This window comes from Frigoribacterium sp. CFBP 13712, assembly GCF_014842255.1.
GTDB lineage: Bacteria > Actinomycetota > Actinomycetes > Actinomycetales > Microbacteriaceae > Frigoribacterium.
The window spans coordinates 270789-290438 of the sequence record NZ_JACYVH010000003.1; the positions used below are offsets into that span (position 1 = coordinate 270789).

Annotated in this window: 16 protein-coding genes; all 16 read right to left on the minus strand. The window is 69.5% G+C overall.

Annotated features, from left to right (window positions below; translation table 11 throughout):
* Nucleotides 1–7 precede the first annotated feature (7 nt).
* Nucleotides 8–3469 carry a DNA polymerase III subunit alpha gene (gene dnaE / locus IFT51_RS07465; RefSeq protein WP_192060601.1) on the minus strand — a complete coding sequence of 1154 codons (3462 nt, stop codon included), beginning with the start codon at nt 3467–3469 and terminating at the stop codon, nt 8–10.
* 98 nt (nt 3470–3567) lie between these two features.
* Nucleotides 3568–4491, minus strand: coding sequence for an RluA family pseudouridine synthase (locus tag IFT51_RS07470; protein WP_192060437.1), 924 nt, complete (start codon nt 4489–4491; stop codon nt 3568–3570).
* Nucleotides 4488–5099 (minus strand): signal peptidase II, encoded by a 612-nt coding sequence (gene lspA / locus IFT51_RS07475; protein WP_243213981.1) that lies wholly within the window; start codon nt 5097–5099, stop codon nt 4488–4490. Before lspA ends, IFT51_RS07470 begins: the two co-directional genes overlap by 4 nt.
* A gap of 4 nt (nt 5100–5103) precedes the next feature.
* Nucleotides 5104–5850: a DivIVA domain-containing protein gene (locus tag IFT51_RS07480; RefSeq protein WP_192060438.1), complete on the minus strand. Its 747-nt coding sequence runs from the start codon at nt 5848–5850 to the stop codon at nt 5104–5106.
* Nucleotides 5851–6080: 230 nt separating this feature from the next.
* The gene (locus IFT51_RS07485) at nt 6081–6374 is read right to left on the minus strand and encodes a YggT family protein (RefSeq protein WP_192060439.1); all 294 of its coding nucleotides are present in this window, start codon (nt 6372–6374) and stop codon (nt 6081–6083) included.
* 80 nt (nt 6375–6454) lie between these two features.
* Nucleotides 6455–6988 carry a cell division protein SepF gene (locus IFT51_RS07490; protein WP_192060440.1) on the minus strand — a complete coding sequence of 178 codons (534 nt, stop codon included), beginning with the start codon at nt 6986–6988 and terminating at the stop codon, nt 6455–6457.
* Between the two features lie 35 nt (nt 6989–7023).
* Nucleotides 7024–7722, minus strand: a complete 699-nt coding sequence (locus tag IFT51_RS07495; RefSeq protein ID WP_192060441.1) for a YggS family pyridoxal phosphate-dependent enzyme — start codon at nt 7720–7722, stop codon at nt 7024–7026.
* A gap of 2 nt (nt 7723–7724) precedes the next feature.
* The gene (gene ftsZ, locus IFT51_RS07500) at nt 7725–8888 is read right to left on the minus strand and encodes a cell division protein FtsZ (RefSeq protein WP_192060442.1); all 1164 of its coding nucleotides are present in this window, start codon (nt 8886–8888) and stop codon (nt 7725–7727) included.
* Nucleotides 8889–9025: 137 nt separating this feature from the next.
* Nucleotides 9026–9757, minus strand: a complete 732-nt coding sequence (locus IFT51_RS07505; protein WP_243213979.1) for an FtsQ-type POTRA domain-containing protein — start codon at nt 9755–9757, stop codon at nt 9026–9028.
* Nucleotides 9758–10205: 448 nt separating this feature from the next.
* Nucleotides 10206–11636, minus strand: coding sequence for a UDP-N-acetylmuramate--L-alanine ligase (murC, locus tag IFT51_RS07510; RefSeq protein ID WP_192060444.1), 1431 nt, complete (start codon nt 11634–11636; stop codon nt 10206–10208).
* Nucleotides 11633–12766, minus strand: a complete 1134-nt coding sequence (locus IFT51_RS07515; protein WP_192060445.1) for a glycosyltransferase — start codon at nt 12764–12766, stop codon at nt 11633–11635. Before IFT51_RS07515 ends, murC begins: the two co-directional genes overlap by 4 nt.
* The gene (gene ftsW / locus IFT51_RS07520) at nt 12763–14034 is read right to left on the minus strand and encodes a putative lipid II flippase FtsW (RefSeq protein ID WP_243213977.1); all 1272 of its coding nucleotides are present in this window, start codon (nt 14032–14034) and stop codon (nt 12763–12765) included. The genes IFT51_RS07515 and ftsW overlap by 4 nt, the downstream gene beginning before the upstream one ends.
* The gene (murD, locus tag IFT51_RS07525) at nt 14027–15595 is read right to left on the minus strand and encodes a UDP-N-acetylmuramoyl-L-alanine--D-glutamate ligase (protein ID WP_192060447.1); all 1569 of its coding nucleotides are present in this window, start codon (nt 15593–15595) and stop codon (nt 14027–14029) included. The genes ftsW and murD overlap by 8 nt, the downstream gene beginning before the upstream one ends.
* Nucleotides 15592–16695: a phospho-N-acetylmuramoyl-pentapeptide-transferase gene (gene mraY, locus IFT51_RS07530; RefSeq protein ID WP_192060448.1), complete on the minus strand. Its 1104-nt coding sequence runs from the start codon at nt 16693–16695 to the stop codon at nt 15592–15594. The genes murD and mraY overlap by 4 nt, the downstream gene beginning before the upstream one ends.
* A complete protein-coding gene (gene murF, locus IFT51_RS07535; RefSeq protein ID WP_192060449.1) occupies nt 16692–18092 on the minus strand; it encodes a UDP-N-acetylmuramoyl-tripeptide--D-alanyl-D-alanine ligase in 1401 nt (466 codons plus the stop codon). Before murF ends, mraY begins: the two co-directional genes overlap by 4 nt.
* A complete protein-coding gene (locus IFT51_RS07540) occupies nt 18089–19639 on the minus strand; it encodes a Mur ligase family protein (protein WP_192060450.1) in 1551 nt (516 codons plus the stop codon). Before IFT51_RS07540 ends, murF begins: the two co-directional genes overlap by 4 nt.
* Nucleotides 19640–19650 lie beyond the last annotated feature (11 nt).

Genomic DNA, 19650 nt, shown 5'->3' on the forward strand with positions numbered 1-19650 from the left:
GCCCGGTTCAGACCAGGCAGCCCGGGCCGAGCAGGCTCTTCAGCTCGCCGAACAGGTCGGCCGTGATGTCGACCGGCATGGGGATCTCGAAGGTGCGCGCGTTGTCGCCCTTGAGCAGACGGAGGCGCACCTCCGTGCCCCCGGAGTGTCGCCCGAGCACCGCGGCCAGCTCCGTCACCGTGTCGGTGGTCGCACGGTACTCGGGCATCTGCAGCACGAGGGGCCCGTGGTTGACGCCGGCGCCGAGATCGGGGCTGAACATGCTGACCGCGTGGAGGTTCATGCCGTCGTCGCGGAGGCTGACCCGGCCCTTGAGGACGATGATGGAGTCGCCGACCAGCGTCGGGCCGAACTCCTGATAGGTCTTGCCCAGGAACATCGCGGTGATCTCACCGCCGAAGTCCTCGACGGTGATGATGCCGTACGGGTTGCCGCTGTTGCGCGCGACCCGGTGCTGCACGCTCGTGATCAGCCCCGCGATGGTGACGGTCTCGCCGTCCATCGAGGCGTCGCTCGCCAGGAGATCCGTGACCGTCGTCTGGGCGTGCTTCGCCAAGGGCAGCTCGAGCCCGGCCAACGGGTGGTCCGACACGTAGAGACCCAGCATGTCGCGCTCGAAGGCGAGCTTGTCGCGCTTCGACCACTCCGGTCGCTCGGGCACCTGCTGCACGTCGGCCGGCTCGTCCCACAGGCTGTCGAAGTCGAAGCCGACCTGGCCGTTCGCCTCGGCGCGCTTCTCGCTGACCGCCGCCTCGACCGCCGACTCGTGGACCTCGACCAGCGCCCGTCGAGTCGAGCCCAGGGTGTCGAAGGCTCCGGCCTTGACCAGCGACTCGACCGTGCGCTTGTTCGTCACCGGCAGCGGCACCTTGCGCAGGAAGTCGTGGAACGTGGTGAACGCGCCCTCCTTCTGGCGGGCGGCGATGATGTGATCGACGACGTTGAACCCCACGTTGCGCACGGCGCCCATGCCGAAGCGGATGTCGTCGCCGACGGCGGCGAAGAACCCGATCGACTCGTTGACGTCCGGTGGCAGCACCTTGATGCCCATCCGCCGGCACTCGTTCAGATAGAGACCGAGCTTGTCGCGCGAGTCGCCGACGCTCGTCAGCAGCGCGGCCATGTACTCGGCGGGGTAGTGCGCCTTCAGATAGGCCGTCCAGTACGAGACGACGCCGTAGGCCGCCGAGTGCGCCTTGTTGAACGCGTAGTCGGAGAACGGCAGCAGGATGTCCCAGATCTTCTGCACGGCCTCCGGCGAGTAGCCGTTGTCGGCCATGCCCTGCGAGAAGCCCGCGAACTGCTTGTCCAGTTCGGACTTCTTCTTCTTGCCCATCGCGCGCCGCAGGATGTCGGCCTGACCGAGCGAGAAGCCGGCGAGCTTCTGCGCGACGCTCATCACCTGCTCCTGGTAGATGATCAGACCGTAGGTGCCGCCGAGGACCTCGGACAGGGGCTCTTCCAGCTCGGGGTGGATGGCCGTGATCTCTTGCAGCCCGTTCTTGCGGAGGGCGTAGTTCGTGTGCGAGTTCGCACCCATGGGTCCTGGTCGGTACAGCGCGATGACGGCCGAGATGTCCTCGAAGTTGTCGGGCTTCATCAGGCGGAGCAGACCGCGCATCGGCCCGCCGTCGAGCTGGAAGACGCCCAGGGTGTCGCCCGAGGCGAGGAGCTCGTAGGCGCCGGCGTCGTCGAGCTCGAGGTCTTCGAGCACCAGGTCGAAGTCGCGGTTCGTCTTGATGTTGTCGAGGGCGTCGTTGATGATCGTGAGGTTCCGCAACCCCAGGAAGTCCATCTTGATCAGACCGAGCGACTCGCAGGCGGGGTAGTCGAACTGCGTGACGATCTGACCGTCCTGCTCGCGCTTCATGATGGGGATGATGTCGAGCAGCGGATCGCTCGACATGATGACACCGGCCGCGTGGACGCCCCACTGCCGCTTCAGGCCCTCGAGTCCGAGGGCAGTATCGAAGACCGTGCGCGCCTCCGGATCGGACTCCACGACCGCACGGATGTCGCCCGCTTCTTTGTACCGGTCGTGCTGCTTGTCGAAGATGCCGGTGAGCGGGATGTCCTTGCCCATGATGGCCGGAGGCATGGCCTTCGTGAGCTTCTCGCCCATCCCGAACGGGAAGCCCAGCACCCGCGAGCTGTCTTTCAGCGCCTGCTTGGCCTTGATCGTGCCGTACGTGACGATCTGCGCCACCCGCTCGTCGCCGTACTTCTCCGTGACGTACTGGATGACCTCGCCCCGGCGACGGTCGTCGAAGTCGACGTCGAAGTCGGGCATCGAGACGCGGTCGGGGTTGAGGAACCGCTCGAAGATGAGGCCGTGCCGCAGCGGGTCGAGGTCGGTGATGCGCATGGCGTAGGCCGCCATCGATCCGGCGCCCGAGCCTCGACCCGGCCCGACGCGGATGCCGTTCTCCTTCGACCAGTTGATGAAGTCGGCGACGACGAGGAAGTACCCGGGGAACCCCATGCCGGCGATGACGCCGATCTCGTACTCCGCCTGCTTGCGGACGTCGTCGGGGATCCCGTTCGGGTAGCGGTAGACGAGGCCCTTCTCGACCTCTTTGATGAACCAGGTCTCTTCCGTCTCACCCTCGGGCACGGGGTAGCGCGGCATGTAGTTCGCGGAGGTGTTGAACTGCACGTCGCATCGCTCGGCGATGAGCAGCGTGTTGTCGCAGGCCTCGGGGTGGTCGCGGAACAGGTGACGCATCTGCTGGGCGGTCTTGAGGTAGAACTCGTCGGCGTCGAACTTGAAGCGGTTCGGGTCGTTCAGCGTCGAGCCGGACTGCACGCACAGCAGCGCCGCATGACTCGTCGCATCATGCTCGTGGGTGTAGTGCAGGTCGTTCGTCGCCACGAGGGGCAGATCGAGGTCTTTCGCCAGTCTGAGCAGATCGCCCATGATCCGCCGCTCGATGCCGAGACCGTGATCCATGATCTCGGCGAAGTAGTTCTCACGCCCGAAGATGTCGCGGAAGTCGGAGGCGGCCTTGACGGCCTCGTCGTACTGACCCAGTCGAAGGCGGGTCTGCACCTCGCCGCTCGGGCAGCCCGTGGTGGCGATCAGCCCCTTGCCGTACTGGGACAGCAGCTCGCGGTCCATGCGGGGCTTGAAGTAGTACCCCTCGAGCGACGCCCTCGACGACAACCGGAAGAGGTTGTGCATGCCCCCGGTGTTCTCGGCCAGCAGGGTCATGTGCGTGTACGCGCCGGCGCCCGAGACGTCGTCACGACCGCCGTCGCCCCAGCGCACCCGCGTCTTGTCGCTGCGGTGCGTGCCGGGTGTGATGTAGGCCTCGGTGCCGATGATCGGCTTCACGCCGGCGTCGGTCGCGGACTTCCAGAATTCGAAGGCGCCGAACACGTTGCCGTGGTCGGTGACCGCCACGGCGGGCATGCCCTGCGCGGCGGCCTCGGTGACGAGCGGTGTGACCCTCGCGGCACCGTCGAGCATCGAGTACTCGCTGTGGACGTGCAGGTGGACGAATGAGTCGTTGCTCGAGGCCAAGAGGCTCCCCGTCTGATGGTGGATCTGACTGCTGGAGGAACAGCCTAACTCTCACCGAGGACATCGAGCGCGTGTCGAAGATCGGCGGGATGGTCGGACCGGTAGACGACCTGCTCGCCCGTGCCCGGGTGCCGGAATCCGAGACTCACGGCGTGCAGCCACTGCCGGGTCAGCCCGAGCTTGGCGGACAGCGTCGGGTCGGCCCCGTACGTCGTGTCGCCCACGCAGGGGTGGCGCTGCGCCGACATGTGCACGCGGATCTGGTGCGTCCGCCCGGTCTCGAGATGGATCTCGAGCAAGGAGGCCGAGGGGAAGGCCTCGACGGTCTCGTAGTGAGTGACGGAGGGCTTCCCGTCGACGACGACGGCGAACTTCCAGTCCGACGACGGATGACGGCCGATCGGAGCGTCGATCGTCCCGGTCAGGGGATCGGGGTGCCCCTGCACGACGGCGTTGTAGATCTTGTCGACCGTCCGCTCGCGGAAGGCCTGCTTCAGCACGGTGTAGGCGCGCTCCGTCTTGGCGACCACCATGAGACCGCTGGTGCCCACGTCGAGTCGGTGGACGATCCCCGCCCGTTCGGCGGCGCCCGAGGTCGCGATGGCGAAACCCGCGGCCGCGAGACCGCCGAGCACGGTCGGACCCGTCCAGCCGACGGACGGATGGGCGGCGACCCCCACGGGCTTGTCGACCACGACGATCTCGTCGTCGTCGTGGACGATGCCCATGCCGGGCACGTCCAGCGCGACGATCGAGGGGCCTTCTCTCGGGGTCCACTCGACCTCGAGCCATGAGCCCGCCTCGAGCCGGTCGGACTTGCCGACCGTTCGGGAGTCGACGGTCACGCCTCCGGCGCTCACGACCTCGACGGCGAACGTCCGGCTGAAGCCGAGCAGCTTGGCCAGGGCCGCATCGACCCTCTCGCCTGCCAGACCGTCGGGCACGGGCAGCGAACGGTACTCGCTCACGAGCGGTCCACCGGGGCGTCGACAGGAGGCGCGGTGCCGGTCGACGCGGCATCCTCCGCCTCGCGGTCGAGCTCGCGCTGCCTCTTCTTCGAGAGCACACGGGTGCCGTCGAGGTTGACCCCGAGGAGGGTCAGCAGCAGCAGCAGGCCCATGCTCGACACGATGAAGATGTCGGCGACGTTGAAGATGGCCGGCAGGAGGTCCGGGAAGTACAGGAAGTCGATCACGTGCCCCATGCCGAACGACGGTTCGCGGAAGAGACGGTCGGTGAGGTTGCCGAGCGTGCCGCCGAGGAGCATGCCGAGCATGACGGCCCAGGCGCTCGAGCGGATGCGACGGGCGAAGACGATGATCGCCACGACGACCGCCGCGGCGGCGAGGGAGAAGATCCAGGTGGAACCGCTGGCGAGAGAGAACGCCGCGCCCGGGTTCTTGACGAAGTGGAGCTGGAAGAAGGTGCCGACGACGTCGATGGTGCTGCCCTCGGTCATCGTCGTGGTCACGAGGTGCTTGGTGAGCTGGTCTGCCGCGTAGACGCAGACAGCGACGAAGGCCAGCGCCGCCAGGAGGCGGACGCTGACCTTCGTCGAGGGGGTGTCGGGTGCCAAGACCTTAGTTGGACCCGAAGCCCTGCGCGCTGGCGGGGGCGACCGGCTGGTTCTCGCCGGTCGACTCTCCGTCGAGCTCGCGCAGCTGACCCTCGATGTAGCTCTTGAGCTTCTGACGGTAGTCGCGCTCGAACGTGCGGAGGTCGTCGATGCGACGCTCGAGTCCCGTGCGCTCGGTGGCGAGCTTCTCGAGGGTCTCGCGCTTCTCGGCCTCGGCCGTCTGGACGACGTCGCGGGCTCGGGTCTCGGCGTCGGAGACGAGCTCGCGCTTCTTGGCCTCGCCCTCGGCAACGACGCGTGCCGCGGTGGAGTGACCCTCGGCGATCAGCGCGTCGCGCTTCTCGACGCCCTCGCGGACGTGCTCTTCGTGCAGGCGGCGAGCCAGCTGCAGGAGGTTGTTGGTGCTCTCGGTCTCGTCGGCCGACGGACCGACGTAGGCCGGCGCGGCGGGTGCGACGACCGCGGCGACGGCGGGCTCGGGGGCCGGTGCGGGCTCGGGTGCGGGGACCGAGGCCGGAGTCGGCGCGACAGGCGCTGCGACGGCGGAGACCGGAGCAGGCGCCTGGCCCTCGTCGTCGCGGGACTCGCCCGAGTCGAGACGCTGACGCAGCTCGTCGTTCTCCTGGTTGAGGCGACGAAGTTCTGCGACCACCTCGTCGAGGAAGTCGTCGACCTCGTCTTGGTCGTAGCCCTCGCGGAACTTCGTCGGCTGGAACCGCTTGTTGACTACGTCTTCAGGCGTCAAAGCCATTGCCGTCACCTCGTGAATCTCGTGGATCGATTGATCGTGGTCTCAGTCGATCGTGGTCTGTACCGGTCGCCGTGTGGCGTGACCGACGTATGGGTCGTGCTGTCGCATGGGTCGTGCTGTTGTGCCGCGAGACGCCGGGACGGAGTCTCGGAGCCGGTCGGGGCACCCGACGTTCATGTATACCGTAGCGAACATCAGAGATGCGGGTGCAGCGACGCGGCGTGCCGCCGTCAGCGGAGGTAGGACGTCACGCTCATGAGGATGATGACGGCGAGCATGATCAGACTCCAGCCGAAGTCCAGGGCGACCGAGCCGAGTCGCACCGGCGGCAGCACCTTCCGCACCGCCCTGATGGGCGGGTCGGTCACGGTGTAGGTCACCTCGGCGAGCACGAGGACCGGGCCGCGAGGTCGCCACCCGCGGCTGAACGACTGAGCCAGGTCGAGGACGAAGCGAGCCCACATCATCAGGAAGAACAGGAGCAGCAGGTAGTAGGCGATCGTGGCGATCAGAGAAACGATCATCGGGGTGTCATCAGCTCACACGAGTCGGCGCGGTCGTACCGCGTTCAGAGAGGACGGCGTGGCGGCGGCGCCTCGACCCGTCAGGACTGGGCGAAGAAGGACGCCTCGATGTCGGACTCTACCTCAGCCTGCTCGCCGCTGACGGCGATGTGCGCGGGCGAGAGCAGGAACACCTTGTTGGTGACGCGCTCGATCTTGCCGTACAGCCCCTGCGAGAGGCCGCTCGCGAAGTCGACGAGACGACGGGCGTCGGCCTCGGTCATCTGCGAGAGGTTGATGATGACGGGGATCCCGTCGCGGAAGCTCTCGGCGATGGCCTGGGCGTCCTTGTACTCGCGCGGGTGGACCGTGAGGATCTCGTTCATGTCGTGAGGCACCGTGTTCTTCGTCGTGGTGGTGGTCGAGGCGCGACGCAGGGGCGTCACGGGAGCGCGAGGTGCGGTGGGAGCCGGTGCGGCCACCGGGGCGACCGGAGCCACGGGCGACGTCGCCGCGGCGGAGGGCTGGCGGGCGGGCTGCGTCGGAGCGGCAGCGGCGGGCGTCTGCTCGTCGTACTCGAGTTCTTCGTCGGCGAGGCCCAGGTAGACCATCGTCTTGCGCAGCGGGTTGGCCATGTGTTTCCTCCGGATCGTGGACGTCTCCCCCGACATTAACGAGCAGGCGGCCGCATTCCCGTGATTGCCGTGCCGATTCGTAGGTGTGTCGCGCCTTCCGCGACGGCCTCGGCGAAGTCGCCGGACATCCCCGCCGAGATGTCGCCGGCCTCGGGCGCGATCGAACGCACCCGGTCGGAGATGTCCCGGAGGCGCGCGAAGGCCGGTCGCGCCGGCTCGTCGAGCGGGGCCACGGCCATGACGCCGCGCAGCCGCAGGCCGGGCGTCGACACGATGCGTTCGGCCAGAGCCTCGACGTCGGCGGGTGCGACACCGCCGCGACCCGGATCGTCGGTGAGGTTGACCTGGACGAACCCGTCGACGAGTGTGCCGTCGTCGGCGGCCAGCGCGTCGACGACGCTCGCCCGGTCGAGCGAGTGGACCGCCGCGGCGTACCGACGGGCCTGACGCGCCTTCTTGGACTGCAGCTGCCCGACGAAGTGCCAGCGGAGACCCTCGAGACCGGAGAGGTCCGCCGCCTTGACCTGCGCCTCCTGGTGGCGGTTCTCACCGACGTCTCGGACCCCGAGGTCGTAGAGCCTCGAGACGAGCTCCGCCGGGTGGAACTTCGTGACGACGATCGTCGTGACCTCGTCGGGCCGACGACCGGCGGCCCGGACGGCATCGCCGACGTCGGCGGCGACCCGGGCGAGGCGAGCCTCGAGGTCACCGCCGACGGCGGGTTCGACCGACACCCCTACTTGAGGAAGTCGGGCACGTCCAGGTCGTCGTCTCCGTCGTCGAAGACGGGGTCGGCGGCCTGGGTGGACGCGGTGTCGTCGGGGCGCTTCCAGGACGGCGTGTCGTGCGTCGCACCGCTGTCGGCGATGGCGGAGACGCCGGCGACGGACGCCGACGCGGGAGCCTCGGACTCGACGAAGCTCGAGCGGCGCTCCTTCGTCTTGGTGGAGGGCTCTCCGCCGTCGAAGCCCGCGGCGATGACCGTGACCCGGACCTCGTCGCCCAGGGTGTCGTCGATGACGGCGCCGAAGATGATGTTGGCCTCGGCGTGCACGGCCTCCTGGACCAGGCGGGCCGCGTCGTTGATCTCGAAGATTCCGAGGTTCGAACCGCCCTGGATGGAGAGCAGCACGCCGTGGGCGCCGTCGATGCTCGCCTCGAGCAGAGGCGACGCGACGGCCAGCTCGGCCGCCTTGATCGCCCGGTCGGCACCGCGCGACGAGCCGATGCCCATCAGCGCCGAGCCGGCTCCCTGCATGACCGACTTGACGTCGGCGAAGTCGAGGTTGATCAGACCGGGGGTCGTGATGAGGTCGGTGATGCCCTGGACGCCGGCGAGCAGCACCTGGTCGGCCGTGCCGAACGCCTCGACCATGCTGATGCCGCGTTCGCTGATCTCGAGCAGACGGTCGTTGGGGACGACGATGAGGGTGTCGACCTCGTCCTTCAGCGCGGCGACCCCGGCCTCGGCCTGCGCCTGGCGGCGCTTGCCCTCGAAGCCGAAGGGCTTCGTGACGACGCCGATGGTGAGTGCGCCGATCGACTTCGCGATGCGCGCGACGACCGGGGCGCCGCCCGTGCCGGTGCCGCCACCCTCACCCGCCGTGACGAAGACCATGTCGGCGCCTGCGAGGGCCTCTTCGATCTCTTCCGCGTGGTCCTCCGCCGCGCGGCGACCCACCTCTGGGTCGGCGCCCGCACCGAGACCGCGGGTCAGCTCGCGTCCGACGTCGAGCTTCACGTCGGCGTCGCTGAGCAGGAGCGCCTGGGCGTCGGTGTTGATCGCGATGAACTCGACTCCGCGGAGCCCGAGTTCGATCATGCGGTTGACGGCGTTGACGCCACCGCCGCCGACACCGACGACCTTGATCACGGCTAGGTAGTTATGGTTCGTTGTCACGTCCGGGCCTCCGCTGAAACCTTAACTCGTAAGTTGAAGGTTAAGGTTGTACATGGTATGCAAGTTATGCAGTCACAAGGTATGTGCCGCGACCGGGACCCGACAACATCGTGGCAGGCGTGTCGCGAACGGCATGATCAGATGGGTCGGATGATGCCGTTGTCGGGCGCCGAGACGTCGTACTCGACCGAGGCGGAGGCGTCTCTCGAAGCCTGATCGGCCATCAGACCGGCGAGGACCTCCGCCTTGCGGTCGGAGTGCTCGTCGCTCCCCCAGACGACCCGCTGACCGGTGGTGAGGGTCAACGTCACATCGTCGGCCGTCGACGCCGTCACCCGGTCCACCGTCGATCGGAGGGCGGCGGGCAGGGCCAGCAGCACCTCCGTCGACGCACGGAAGGCCGTGCCGTCGAGCGGGGCCCCGGCGACGTCGACGAGGGGCACGCCCTCCTGACGCGCGTCGAGGCGCTGCACGACGATGCCCGCCGGGTCGACGAGCTCGAACGCGTCGCCGTCCGCCACCGTCGCGATGGGTTGACGCTCGGTGATGCGGATCACCAGGGTGTGGGGAGGCGCGGTCTCGGTCACGTAGCTGGCGATCAGCGGGAACGCCTCCAGCTCGCGCGTGATTCGGTCGAAGTCGATGCGGGCCAGAGGCGTACCCAGCTGGTCGTCGACGGCCGCCTGCACCGCGGCCGCGTCGACCCGGTCGGTGCCGTCGACCGTGATCGTCTGCAACGAGAGGAGGGGCGAGAAGACGGCGACGCCGACGGATGCTCCGAGCAGTGCGGCCACGACCGCGACCGAGGTCCAGGTCGCCCGACGGTGCCTCGACCGACGGGTGAAGCGGCGGACCTCGAGACGCTCCACGCGCCTCCTCCGCCGGGACGCACGCCGACTCGCCCGCCGGGCGTCGGACGCTCGACGACGCGCCTCGTCGCGCGACGTGTCGCGCGTCGGCAGGCTCACGGGCTCCGACGGCTCGCTCTTCGTCGGCCGCGGTCCATCCGCTGCGCTGTCACCGTCGCCGCCCGACGGTCGACGGTCGGACATCGAGGCCGATGCCGACCCGTCGGCGCCGGATTCCTCCCCGGGGTCGACCGGTCGCGACGAGTCGTCCCGTGAACCGGGGAGGCGCAGCGCACCCAGCCGGGATCGCAGACGACCCGGGGTGGATCCCTCGCCTGGCCCGTCGGATGCAGCCCCCGGGGTCTCGCCTCCGTTCGGCGCGTCGGATCTCGGCGCGGGGCGGGCCGAGGGGTCGAATCCCTCGGGCCGCTTCACGACCGGTCCCTGACGCCGGGGCTGGTCGGTCGAGTCACGCTCCGGTCTTTTCCGACACGGGATCGACGGGCGCGGCGCCCGCGTCGAGCGCGGCGAGCAGCTGCGGCACGATGCGGTACACATCGCCGCAGCCGAGCGTGATGACGAAGTCGCCGTCGCGGGCGACCTCGGCCGTGCGCACGGCGGCGGCCTGCCAGTCGGAGACGAAGTCGACCCGCGAGGGGTCGGCGAAGCGCTCGGAGACCAGCGCGCCCGTGACTCCCGGCTCGGGGTCCTCCCGCGCGCCGTAGACGTCGAGGACGATCGTGTGGTCGGCGAGCGACTCGTAGGTCTCGGCGAACTCTCCGGCCATCATGCGGGTGCGGCTGTAGAGGTGCGGCTGGTGCACGGCGATGAGCCGCCCGTCGCCCACGACGGACCGCGCCGCCTGCAGCGCCGCCGCCACCTCTGTCGGGTGGTGGGCGTAGTCGTCGTAGACGCTGACCCCGGCGACGGTGCCGTGCAGCTCGAAGCGGCGCTCCGTGCCACCGAAGGTCTCGAGTCCGGCGACCGCCGCCTCGGGGTCGACGCCGAGGCCGATCAGCACGGCGAAGGCACCCGCCGCGTTGACGGCGTTGTGCACCCCGGGCACCCTCAGCTGGACGGGGCGCTCGGTGCCGGCGTGATGCAGGGTGAACGACACCGGCCCGACCGTCGCGACGTCGCTCAGACGCACGTCGGCCCCGGCGTCGAGTCCGAAGGTGACGACGTTCGAGTGCTCGAGCGCGGCTCGGACCCGGCGGGCGCCGGGGTCGTCGCTGGAGATGACGACGAGTTCGGAAGCCGCACCGGCGAACTGCACGAAGGCCTCGTCGAACGCCTCATGCGAGCCGTAGTGGTCGAGGTGGTCGGCGTCGACGTTGGTGACGAGCGCGACGGAGGTGTCGTAGAGCAGGAACGAGCCGTCGGACTCGTCGGCCTCGACGACCACGAGCTCCTCCGTGCCGCCCCGAGCACTCACGCCGAGGGACTGGATGACTCCCCCGTTGACGAAGCTGGGGTCGCGGCCGGCCGCCAGGAGCGCGGTCACGATCATCCCGGTGGACGTCGTCTTGCCGTGCGCGCCGGCGACGGAGACCAGGCGCTGACCACCGATCAGCCAGGCGAGCGCCTGCGAGCGGTGCAGCACGGGGAGCCCCTTGGCGAGGGCGGCCCGATACTCGGGATTGTCCTGCCAGAGCGCCCCGGTCACCACGAGGGTGTCGGCGTCGCCGAGATTGGCGGCGTCGTGGCCGATCGACACGGTGGCGCCGAGATCGCGCAGGGCCTGGACCCCGGGAGTGTCGCGGATGTCCGAGCCGGTCACCTCGTGCCCGGCCGCGAGGAACACCCGGGCGATGCCGCTCATGCCCGATCCGCCGATGCCGACGAAGTGGACGTGACCGAGTTCGGTCGGGATCTGCTGGCTGAGGTCGGGCTTGATCATGAGTTCTCGTCGTTCGTCGCGGGGGTTCTCGCCGGTGCGTCGGCGGTGGATCGGTCTCGAGGTCGCGCCGCGTCGATCACGAGGTCGACGGTGCGGTCGGTGCCGTCGAGGACTCCGACCGTCGACGCCTGCACCGCCATGTCGGCGATCCGCGAACGGTCGAGGAGCAGAGGCACGAGGGTCGAGGCGACCCACTCGGGTGTGAAGTCGGCGTCGACGACCAGCACCGCGCCTCCGGCCTGGACGACGTCGGTCGCGTTGTGGCGCTGCTCGCCGTTGCCGACCGGGTAGGGCACGAGCACGGAGGGCAGACCGAGGGCGGTGAGCTCGCTCACCGTCGCCGAGCCCGAACGGGACACGACGAAGTCGGCGGCGGACAGTGCGAGGTCCATGCGGTCGCAGTAGCGCAGGAGGTGGTGGTCGGGCAGGTCGCTCGGCCCCAGATCCGACTTCGCCCCGGTGATGTGGAGGATCTGCCAGCCGGCGCCGAGCACGGAGGCTGCGGCCGTCGACATGGTCTCGTTGATGCGCTTCGCACCGCTCGACCCCCCGGTGACCAGAAGCGTGGGCTTCGACTCGTCGAGCCCGAACTCCGCCACGGCCTCGGAGCGGCTGGCCCGACGGTCGAGGGTCTCGATCTCGTGGCGCAGCGGCATGCCCACCTGGCGGCCGTGACGGAGCGACGTCGAGCGGAAGACCGTTCCGACGTGCGAGGTCAGGTACGAGCCGAGGACGTTCGCGATGCCCGGCTTCGCATTGGCCTCGTGCACGACGAAGGGGACCTTCGATCGCCACGCCGCCATGTAGGCCGGGGCGGACGCGTACCCGCCGAATCCGACGACGACGTCGACGCGGTGTCGTCTGAGGAGCTCTCGAACACCCTGGACCGCCTGGACCAGCCGAGAAGGGAATCGCAGAGCGGCCGCCGAGGGTCGACGCGGGAACGGCAGACGGGGGACGGTCAGCAGCTCGTAGCCCCGGAGCGGGACGAGCCGCGCCTCGAGGCCCTCGGCCGTTCCGAGCACGAGCACGACGGCATCGGGCTCGCGGAGGCGGATGCGGTCGGCCACGGCCAGGAGCGGGTTCACATGCCCGGCGGTTCCTCCGCCGGCGAGAAGGTACGTCGTCACCGGAGAGACCCTACTCGTTGACGACCGACGGTCGGGCTCGGCTCCGACTCCTCCGGATACCGGGCGAACGAGAGGACGACGCCGATCGCCACCAGGGTGACGATCAGAGCGGACCCGCCCGCCGAGATCAACGGCAGGGGCACCCCGAGCACCGGCAGCAGGCCGAGCACGACGGCGATGTTGATGAGGGCCTGTCCGACGATCCAGGCCGCGATGGCCCCCGTGACGACGCGCACGAACGGGTCGCGCGTCTTGCGGATGATCTTGATGAACGCGATGGCCAGCACGACGAAGAGGGCCAGGACGACGACCGCGCCGATCAGGCCGAGCTCTTCGCCGAGCACGGCGAAGATGAAGTCGTTGTCCGCCTCGGGCAGCCACGACCACTTCGCCTTCGAGTTGCCGAGCCCGACCCCGAAGAGCCCGCCCGAGGCGAGCGCCCAGGTGCCGTGCAGGGACTGCCAGCAGATGCCCTGATAGGCGCTGTCGTCGCTGCAGCCGGCCATCCAGGCCGCGATCCGGTCGTTGCGCGACACCGATCCGAACGCGATCATCGGGACGACCACGGCCAGCAGGGCGATGGGGATGAGCAGGTAGCGGAGCTTGATGCCGGCGAACCAGACGGCCCCGAACACGAGCAGCAGCATGACCATGGTCGTACCGAGGTCTCCGCCGGCGACGACCAGGCCGACCGCGACGAGCACGACGGGCACCAGCGGGATGGCCAGGTGGCGCCAGTCGTCGAGGAGGTCGCGCTTGACGGCGAGGATCATGCCGAGCCAGATGGCGAGGGCGAGTTTGACGGCCTCGGACGGCTGAGCGGTGAACGAGCCGAGGTCGATCCAGTTGCGGTTGCCGCCGACCTCGATGCCGAGACCGGTGAAGACGAGCAGCTGGAGCACGAGGGTCGCGCCGAGGATCTGCCATGCCCAGCGCTTCCAGAACCAGATGGGGACGCGCGAGACGATCAGCATCAGCGGGATGCCGACCGCGGCGTAGATCCCCTGGCGCACGAACGATCCGAAGAACGAGGTCTGACCGGAGGCGATGTACGACTCCACCGACGACGACGAGAGGACCATGACGAGACCCAGGACGACGAGGAACAGGGTCGTGCCGAGGATCACGAAGAAGGAGCCGGTCTCGGCCGCGAACAGACGCTTCACCGCGACGACCGCCGCGGCGGGGCGCCCCGACGGGTCGGTCGAGTCGGTGTCGGCACCCGGATCGGTCGTCGGGCGGGAGCGGCGCCCGGTGAGGTCAGCCAAGCGGCGACGCGGGAGGCTGGACGGTGGATGGGCCATCGGCCGTGCCTCCCGAGTGGTCGTGGACGGCGGAGGAGAATGCCCTGCCGCGCGCGGTGTAGTCGCTGAACTGATCGAACGATGCCGCCGCCGGGGCCAGCAGGACGACATCGCCGGCCTGCGCGGCCTCGGCCGCCAGCCTCACGGCCGTCGGCATCACCTGCTCAGTGTCGGTCGCCTCGACCTCGAAGACGGGCATGTCGGGCGCGTGTCGCCCGAAGGCCTGGACGATGCCCAGCCGGTCGGTGCCGATCACGACCGCGGCACGGACCCGGTCGACGGACTCCTCGACGAGCGGTTCGACGTCGACGCCCTTGAACACGCCGCCGACGATCCACACGACCGACGGGAAGGCAGCCAGGGAGGCGCGCGCCGCATGCGGATTCGTCGCCTTCGAGTCGTCCACCCACGTGACGCCGTCGGCCTCGCCCACGACCTCCATCCGGTGGTGGTCGACCCGGAACCCCGCCAGCGCGGTCTTGATCGACACCGGGTCGACACCCGCGGCCCGGACGAGTGCGGCGGCCGCGAGCACGTCGGCGACGAGGTGATCGGCGCCGAGGCCGACCTCGTCGAGGGCCGTCGTCGTGGTCAGCTCGAGCGCGCTCGTCCGGCGGGCCGCCAGGAACGCACGGTCGACGAGGACTCCCCCGTCGTCGCCGGACACCACGCCGAAGTCGCTCGGACCGGGCGCCGACAGGCCGAAGCCGATCGCACGGCAGCCCTCGGCGACGTCGGCGTCTTCGACCATGCGCCGTGTGGCGTCGTCGGCCTTGTTGTAGACGCAGGCGCGGACGGCGTTCGAGTAGACCTTCGCCTTCGCGTCCCGGTAGGCGTCGGCTCCCCCGTGCCACTCGAGGTGGTCGTCCTCGAGATTCAGGCAGACGGCCGCGAGCGGCCGCAGCGCGCCGGGGCCGTCGAGCGGCAGGCTGTGCAGCTGGTGGCTCGAGAGCTCGACGACGAACAGATCGTGGCCCTCGGGGTCGCGCACCGCGTCGAGCACCGGCACGCCGATGTTCCCGACCGCAGCGGCCCGCCTGCCGTCGGCGACGGCCATCGCCGTCGCGAGCTGCGTGGTGGTCGTCTTGCCGTTGGTGCCGGTGACCAGAAGCCACTCGGCGACCCGCGAGGTCTTGTCGCGGACGCGCCACGCCAGCTCGACGTCGCCCCAGACGGCTGCCCCGCTCTCGTCCGCCCACCGGACGAGCGGGTGGTGCGGCGCGAATCCCGGCGAGACGACGACGACCTCGGGGGCGAAGGCGACCAGCGCCTCCGGAGCGGTCGACATCTCGGGTTCGATCAGCAGCTCCGCCCCGATCAGGTCGAGCAGCTCGGCGCGATCGTCGTCGACGGCCGGCGCGAGCACCACGACGCGTGCGCCGAGCTCGGTCAAGGTGTCGGCCACCGAGAAACCGGTGACCCCCAGCCCGAGGACGGCCACGCGGAGACCCGACCAGTCGGCGTGCCAGCTGTCGAGACCGAGGAGGCGCTGGGCGGGTCCGCCGTCGAGAGGTGCGTCGGTCATGAGGTGCGGGAGATCCATTCGAGGTAGAACACGCCGACGCCGGCGGCGACGAAGAGCCCGGCGATGATCCAGAACCGGACGACCACCGTGACCTCGGCCCAGCCCTTCAGCTCGAAGTGGTGATGCAGCGGACTCATCAGGAAGATCCGCTTGCCCTTGGTGAGCTTGAAGTACGCCCGCTGGAGGATGACCGAACCGGTGACGACGATGAACAGGCCGCCGATGAGCACGAGGAGCAGCTCGGTGCGGCTGAGGATCGCCAGGGCGGCGAGGGCGCCGCCGAGACCGAGCGACCCGGTGTCGCCGAGGAAGATCTGCGCCGGGGAGGTGTTCCACCACAGGAAGCCGATCAGACCGCCGCAGATGGCCGCGGCGACCACGGCGAGGTCGAGCGGGTTGGCGACCGTGTAGCAGGCGGATCGCGTCGTCTCGTCGAGGCGCGTGCTGAAGCACGACTGGTTGAACTGCCAGAAGCCGATGAAGATGTACGACGCGATGGCGAGGATGGAGGATCCGGTCGCCAGACCGTCGAGCCCGTCGGCGACGTTCACGCCGTTCGACGTGCTGACGGTGATCAGCACGACCCAGATCAGGAAGAGCCCACCGCCGATGATGCTGCCGAAGAACATGAAGTCGAGCCACGGGATGTCGCGGATCCCCGAGATCTTCGTCGACGCGGGCGTCAGACCGTTCTCGTTCGGGAACGAGAGGGCGAGGATCGCGAACACCGCGCCCACGACGACCTGACCGATGATCTTCGCCCAGCCGCCGAGACCGAGACTGCGCTGGTTGCGCACCTTCAGGAAGTCGTCGAGGAAGCCCACGGCCCCGAGACCCACCATGAGGAACAGCACGAGCAGACCGCTCGAGGTCAGCTCGTCCTGTGCGACGAGATGGCCGACGAAGTAGCCGATCACCGTGCCGAGGATGAGGACGATGCCGCCCATCGTGGCGGTGCCGCGCTTCGTGTGGTGCGACTGCGGACCGTCGTCGCGGATGAACTGGCCCCAGCCGAGACGGTGGAACAGCTTGATGAACAGAGGCGTCATCAGCAGCGTGAAGACGAGGGAGACGGCTCCCGCGATCAGGAGGGCGATCATGCGTCGACCCCCGCGAGACGGTCTCCGAGGAATCTGAGCCCCGCGGACTTGGACGACTTCACGAGCACGACGTCGCCGGTGCGGAGTCCGGGATGGAGGAGGTCGTACGCCTCGTCGATGGTGTCCACGAGCAGTGATTCTCCGTCCCAGGAGCCCTCGAGCCCAGCTGCCATGTGGATGTGCCGCGCGGCCTGACCGACCACGATCAGCTGCGAGATGTTGAGACGCACGACGAGGCGGCCGATGCGGTCGTGCTCGTCACGGGCGAACTCGCCCAGCTCGGCCATCTCGCCGAGGACGGCGATGGATCGGCCGTCGGTGGGCGTGATCTGGGCGAGGGTCTTGAGGGCGGCCGCGACGGAATCGGGACTCGCGTTGTACGCGTCGTTGACGACGGCGACCCCGCCCGGTGCCTCGAAGAGCTCCATGCGCCAGCGCTCGGCTCGGGCCACGCCCTCGAGGACGGTGGCCGCTCGATCGAGATCGACACCCCACTCGCCCACGACGGTGAGCGCGGCCAGGGCGTTCATCACGTGATGCTCGCCGAGGATGCGCAGAGCGACACGGCGACGCAGGTCGCCGTGCTCGAAGACGAAGGTGGTGCCCCCGGCCGTGACGTCGACGTCGGACGCCCGGTAGTCGGCCGTCGGGCTCTGCCCGAAGGTGACCACGCGTGCCGCCGTGACGGACGCCATGCCGGCCACGCGCTCGTCATCGGCGTTCAGCACGGCGGTGCCCGACTCGGGGAGGTCCGTCACCATCTCGGCCTTGGCGGCACGAGTGCCCTCGATCCCGCCGAAGCCGCCGGCGTGAGCGAGCCCCACCTTGAGCACGACGCCCGTGTCGGGGCGGGCGATGTCGACCAGACGAGCGATCTCACCCGGGCCGGCAGCGCCCATCTCGACCACGAGGTACTCGGTCGAGTCGTCGATGCGCAGCATCGAGATCGGTGCGCCGACGTGGTTGTTGAAGGACCCCTCGGGAGCGACCGTCGGAGCGATGTCCGACAGGATGGCGCGGAGCATGTTCTTCGTGCTCGTCTTGCCGTTCGAGCCGGTGATGCCCACGACCTTGAGCCGGCCGTGACGACGCACGCGCTCGACGACGGCAGCGGCCAGACGCGAGAGCGCCACGACGCCGTCGCCGACGACGACCGTCGGGACATCGGTCTCGACCGGCTGCTCGGCGACGACGAGCGCGGCCCCGTTGGAGACTGCGGCGTCGACGAAGAGGTGACCGTCGGTGACCTCTCCGCGCAGGGCGAAGAAGATCGACCCCGGGGTGACGAGACGCGAGTCCGTCTCGACGGAGCCGTCGAGGACGAGCCCGTCGACGACGGCGCCGCCGAGTGCTCCGCCGGTGATCTCGGCGATCTCGTGAGCGGTCAGCGCGATCATTCGGCCCACCCGGCCTCACGCAGGGCCGCACGGGCCTCATCGCGCGCCGAGTAGGGCGTGCGCTCACCCCGGATGTCGCGGTAGTCCTGGTGACCGGGGCCTGCCCAGAGGATCGAGTCGCCCTCGCCCGCCAGCGCCACGGCGGCACGGATGGCCGCCTCGGGCGGACTCACCTCGTGGATCTCGTGCTCGGGGTAGGCCTCGCGCGCAGCGTCGACGAGCGTGCGTCGGATGGCTGCGGGGTCTTCGAACCGCGGGTGGTGATCGGTGACGACCAGGATGTCGGAACCGGCGGCTGCGACGCGGGCCATCTCGCCGCGCTTGGTGGTGTCGCGGTCGCCGTCCGCGCCGAAGAGCATGACGACCTTGCCGGTGGTGAAGCGCCGGACCGCGGCGAGGGTGGTCAGGAAGGCGTCGGGGCTGTGCCCGAAGTCGACGTACACGCTGGGCCCTCTGTCGCCGGAGACGCGCTCGGTGCGACCGGGCAGGTACGCGACGATGCCGCCCTCCGTCTCGAGCGCCTGGGCGATCGCCCCGAGCTCGAAGCCCGCCTCGACGAGCATGACGATCGCGAGCGCCGCGTTGGCGACCATGTGCCAGCCGATGAGCGGCACCCTCGTCACGAGCGACCGGTTCTCGGGGCCGGTCAGGCGGAACTCGGTGTAGGCCGCCTGCTCGTCGACGATCTCGACCGTCCAGTCCGCCTCGACGTCGGGCAGGACCGTGATCGTCGTCAGCGGGATGCGGGCGTTGTCGACGACGCGCTGACCGTAAGGCGAGTCGAGGGAGATGACGGCGCGCTTCGCCCGATCGGGTTGGAAGAGCGGCAGCTTCGCATGAAAGTACTCCTCCATGTCGGCGTAGTCGTCGAGGTGGTCGTGACTGAGGTTCGTGAATGCGGCCACGTCGAAGACCAGCCCGTCGACGCGATTGCGGCTGAGAGCCTGGGCGCTCACCTCGACGGCGACCGCACGGACCTCGCTCTCGCGCATCCGGGCGAGGAGGGCGTGCATCTCGCTCGCCTCGGGCGTGGTGAGTCGGCTGACGACCGTGAGGTCGCCGATGTGCCTCTCGGCGGTGCTGCTCAGACCGGTGACGAGCCCGAGCTGGCGGAGGATGCCCTCGAGCAGGTACGACGTCGAGGTCTTGCCGTTCGTGCCGGTGACGGCGAACAGCAGGGGTGAGCCCTCGCCGCCCGTGCGGTAGATCCAGGCGGACACGTCGCCGAGGGCGGCGCGCGGCGAGTCGACCAGCACGACGGGCAGGCCCGACTCGCGCGCGATGTCGAGACCGGCCTGGTCGGTGAGCAGAGCCACCGCACCGCCCTCACGGGCCTGGGCGGCGAACTCGGCACCGTGTCGGTGCGCGCCGGGCATGCCGACGTACAGGTCGCCGGGGTGGAGGTCCGCCGTGCTCAGCGTGACGCCCGTGACTTCGATGCCGTCGAGGGAGCCCTCGTGCTCGAGTCCGAACTCGCTGACCAGTTGGGCGAGGGACCTCGCCGACGGATGTTCCGGTCGGAGGACCGGGGGGATCCGGGCGTTCAATGAATCCTCTT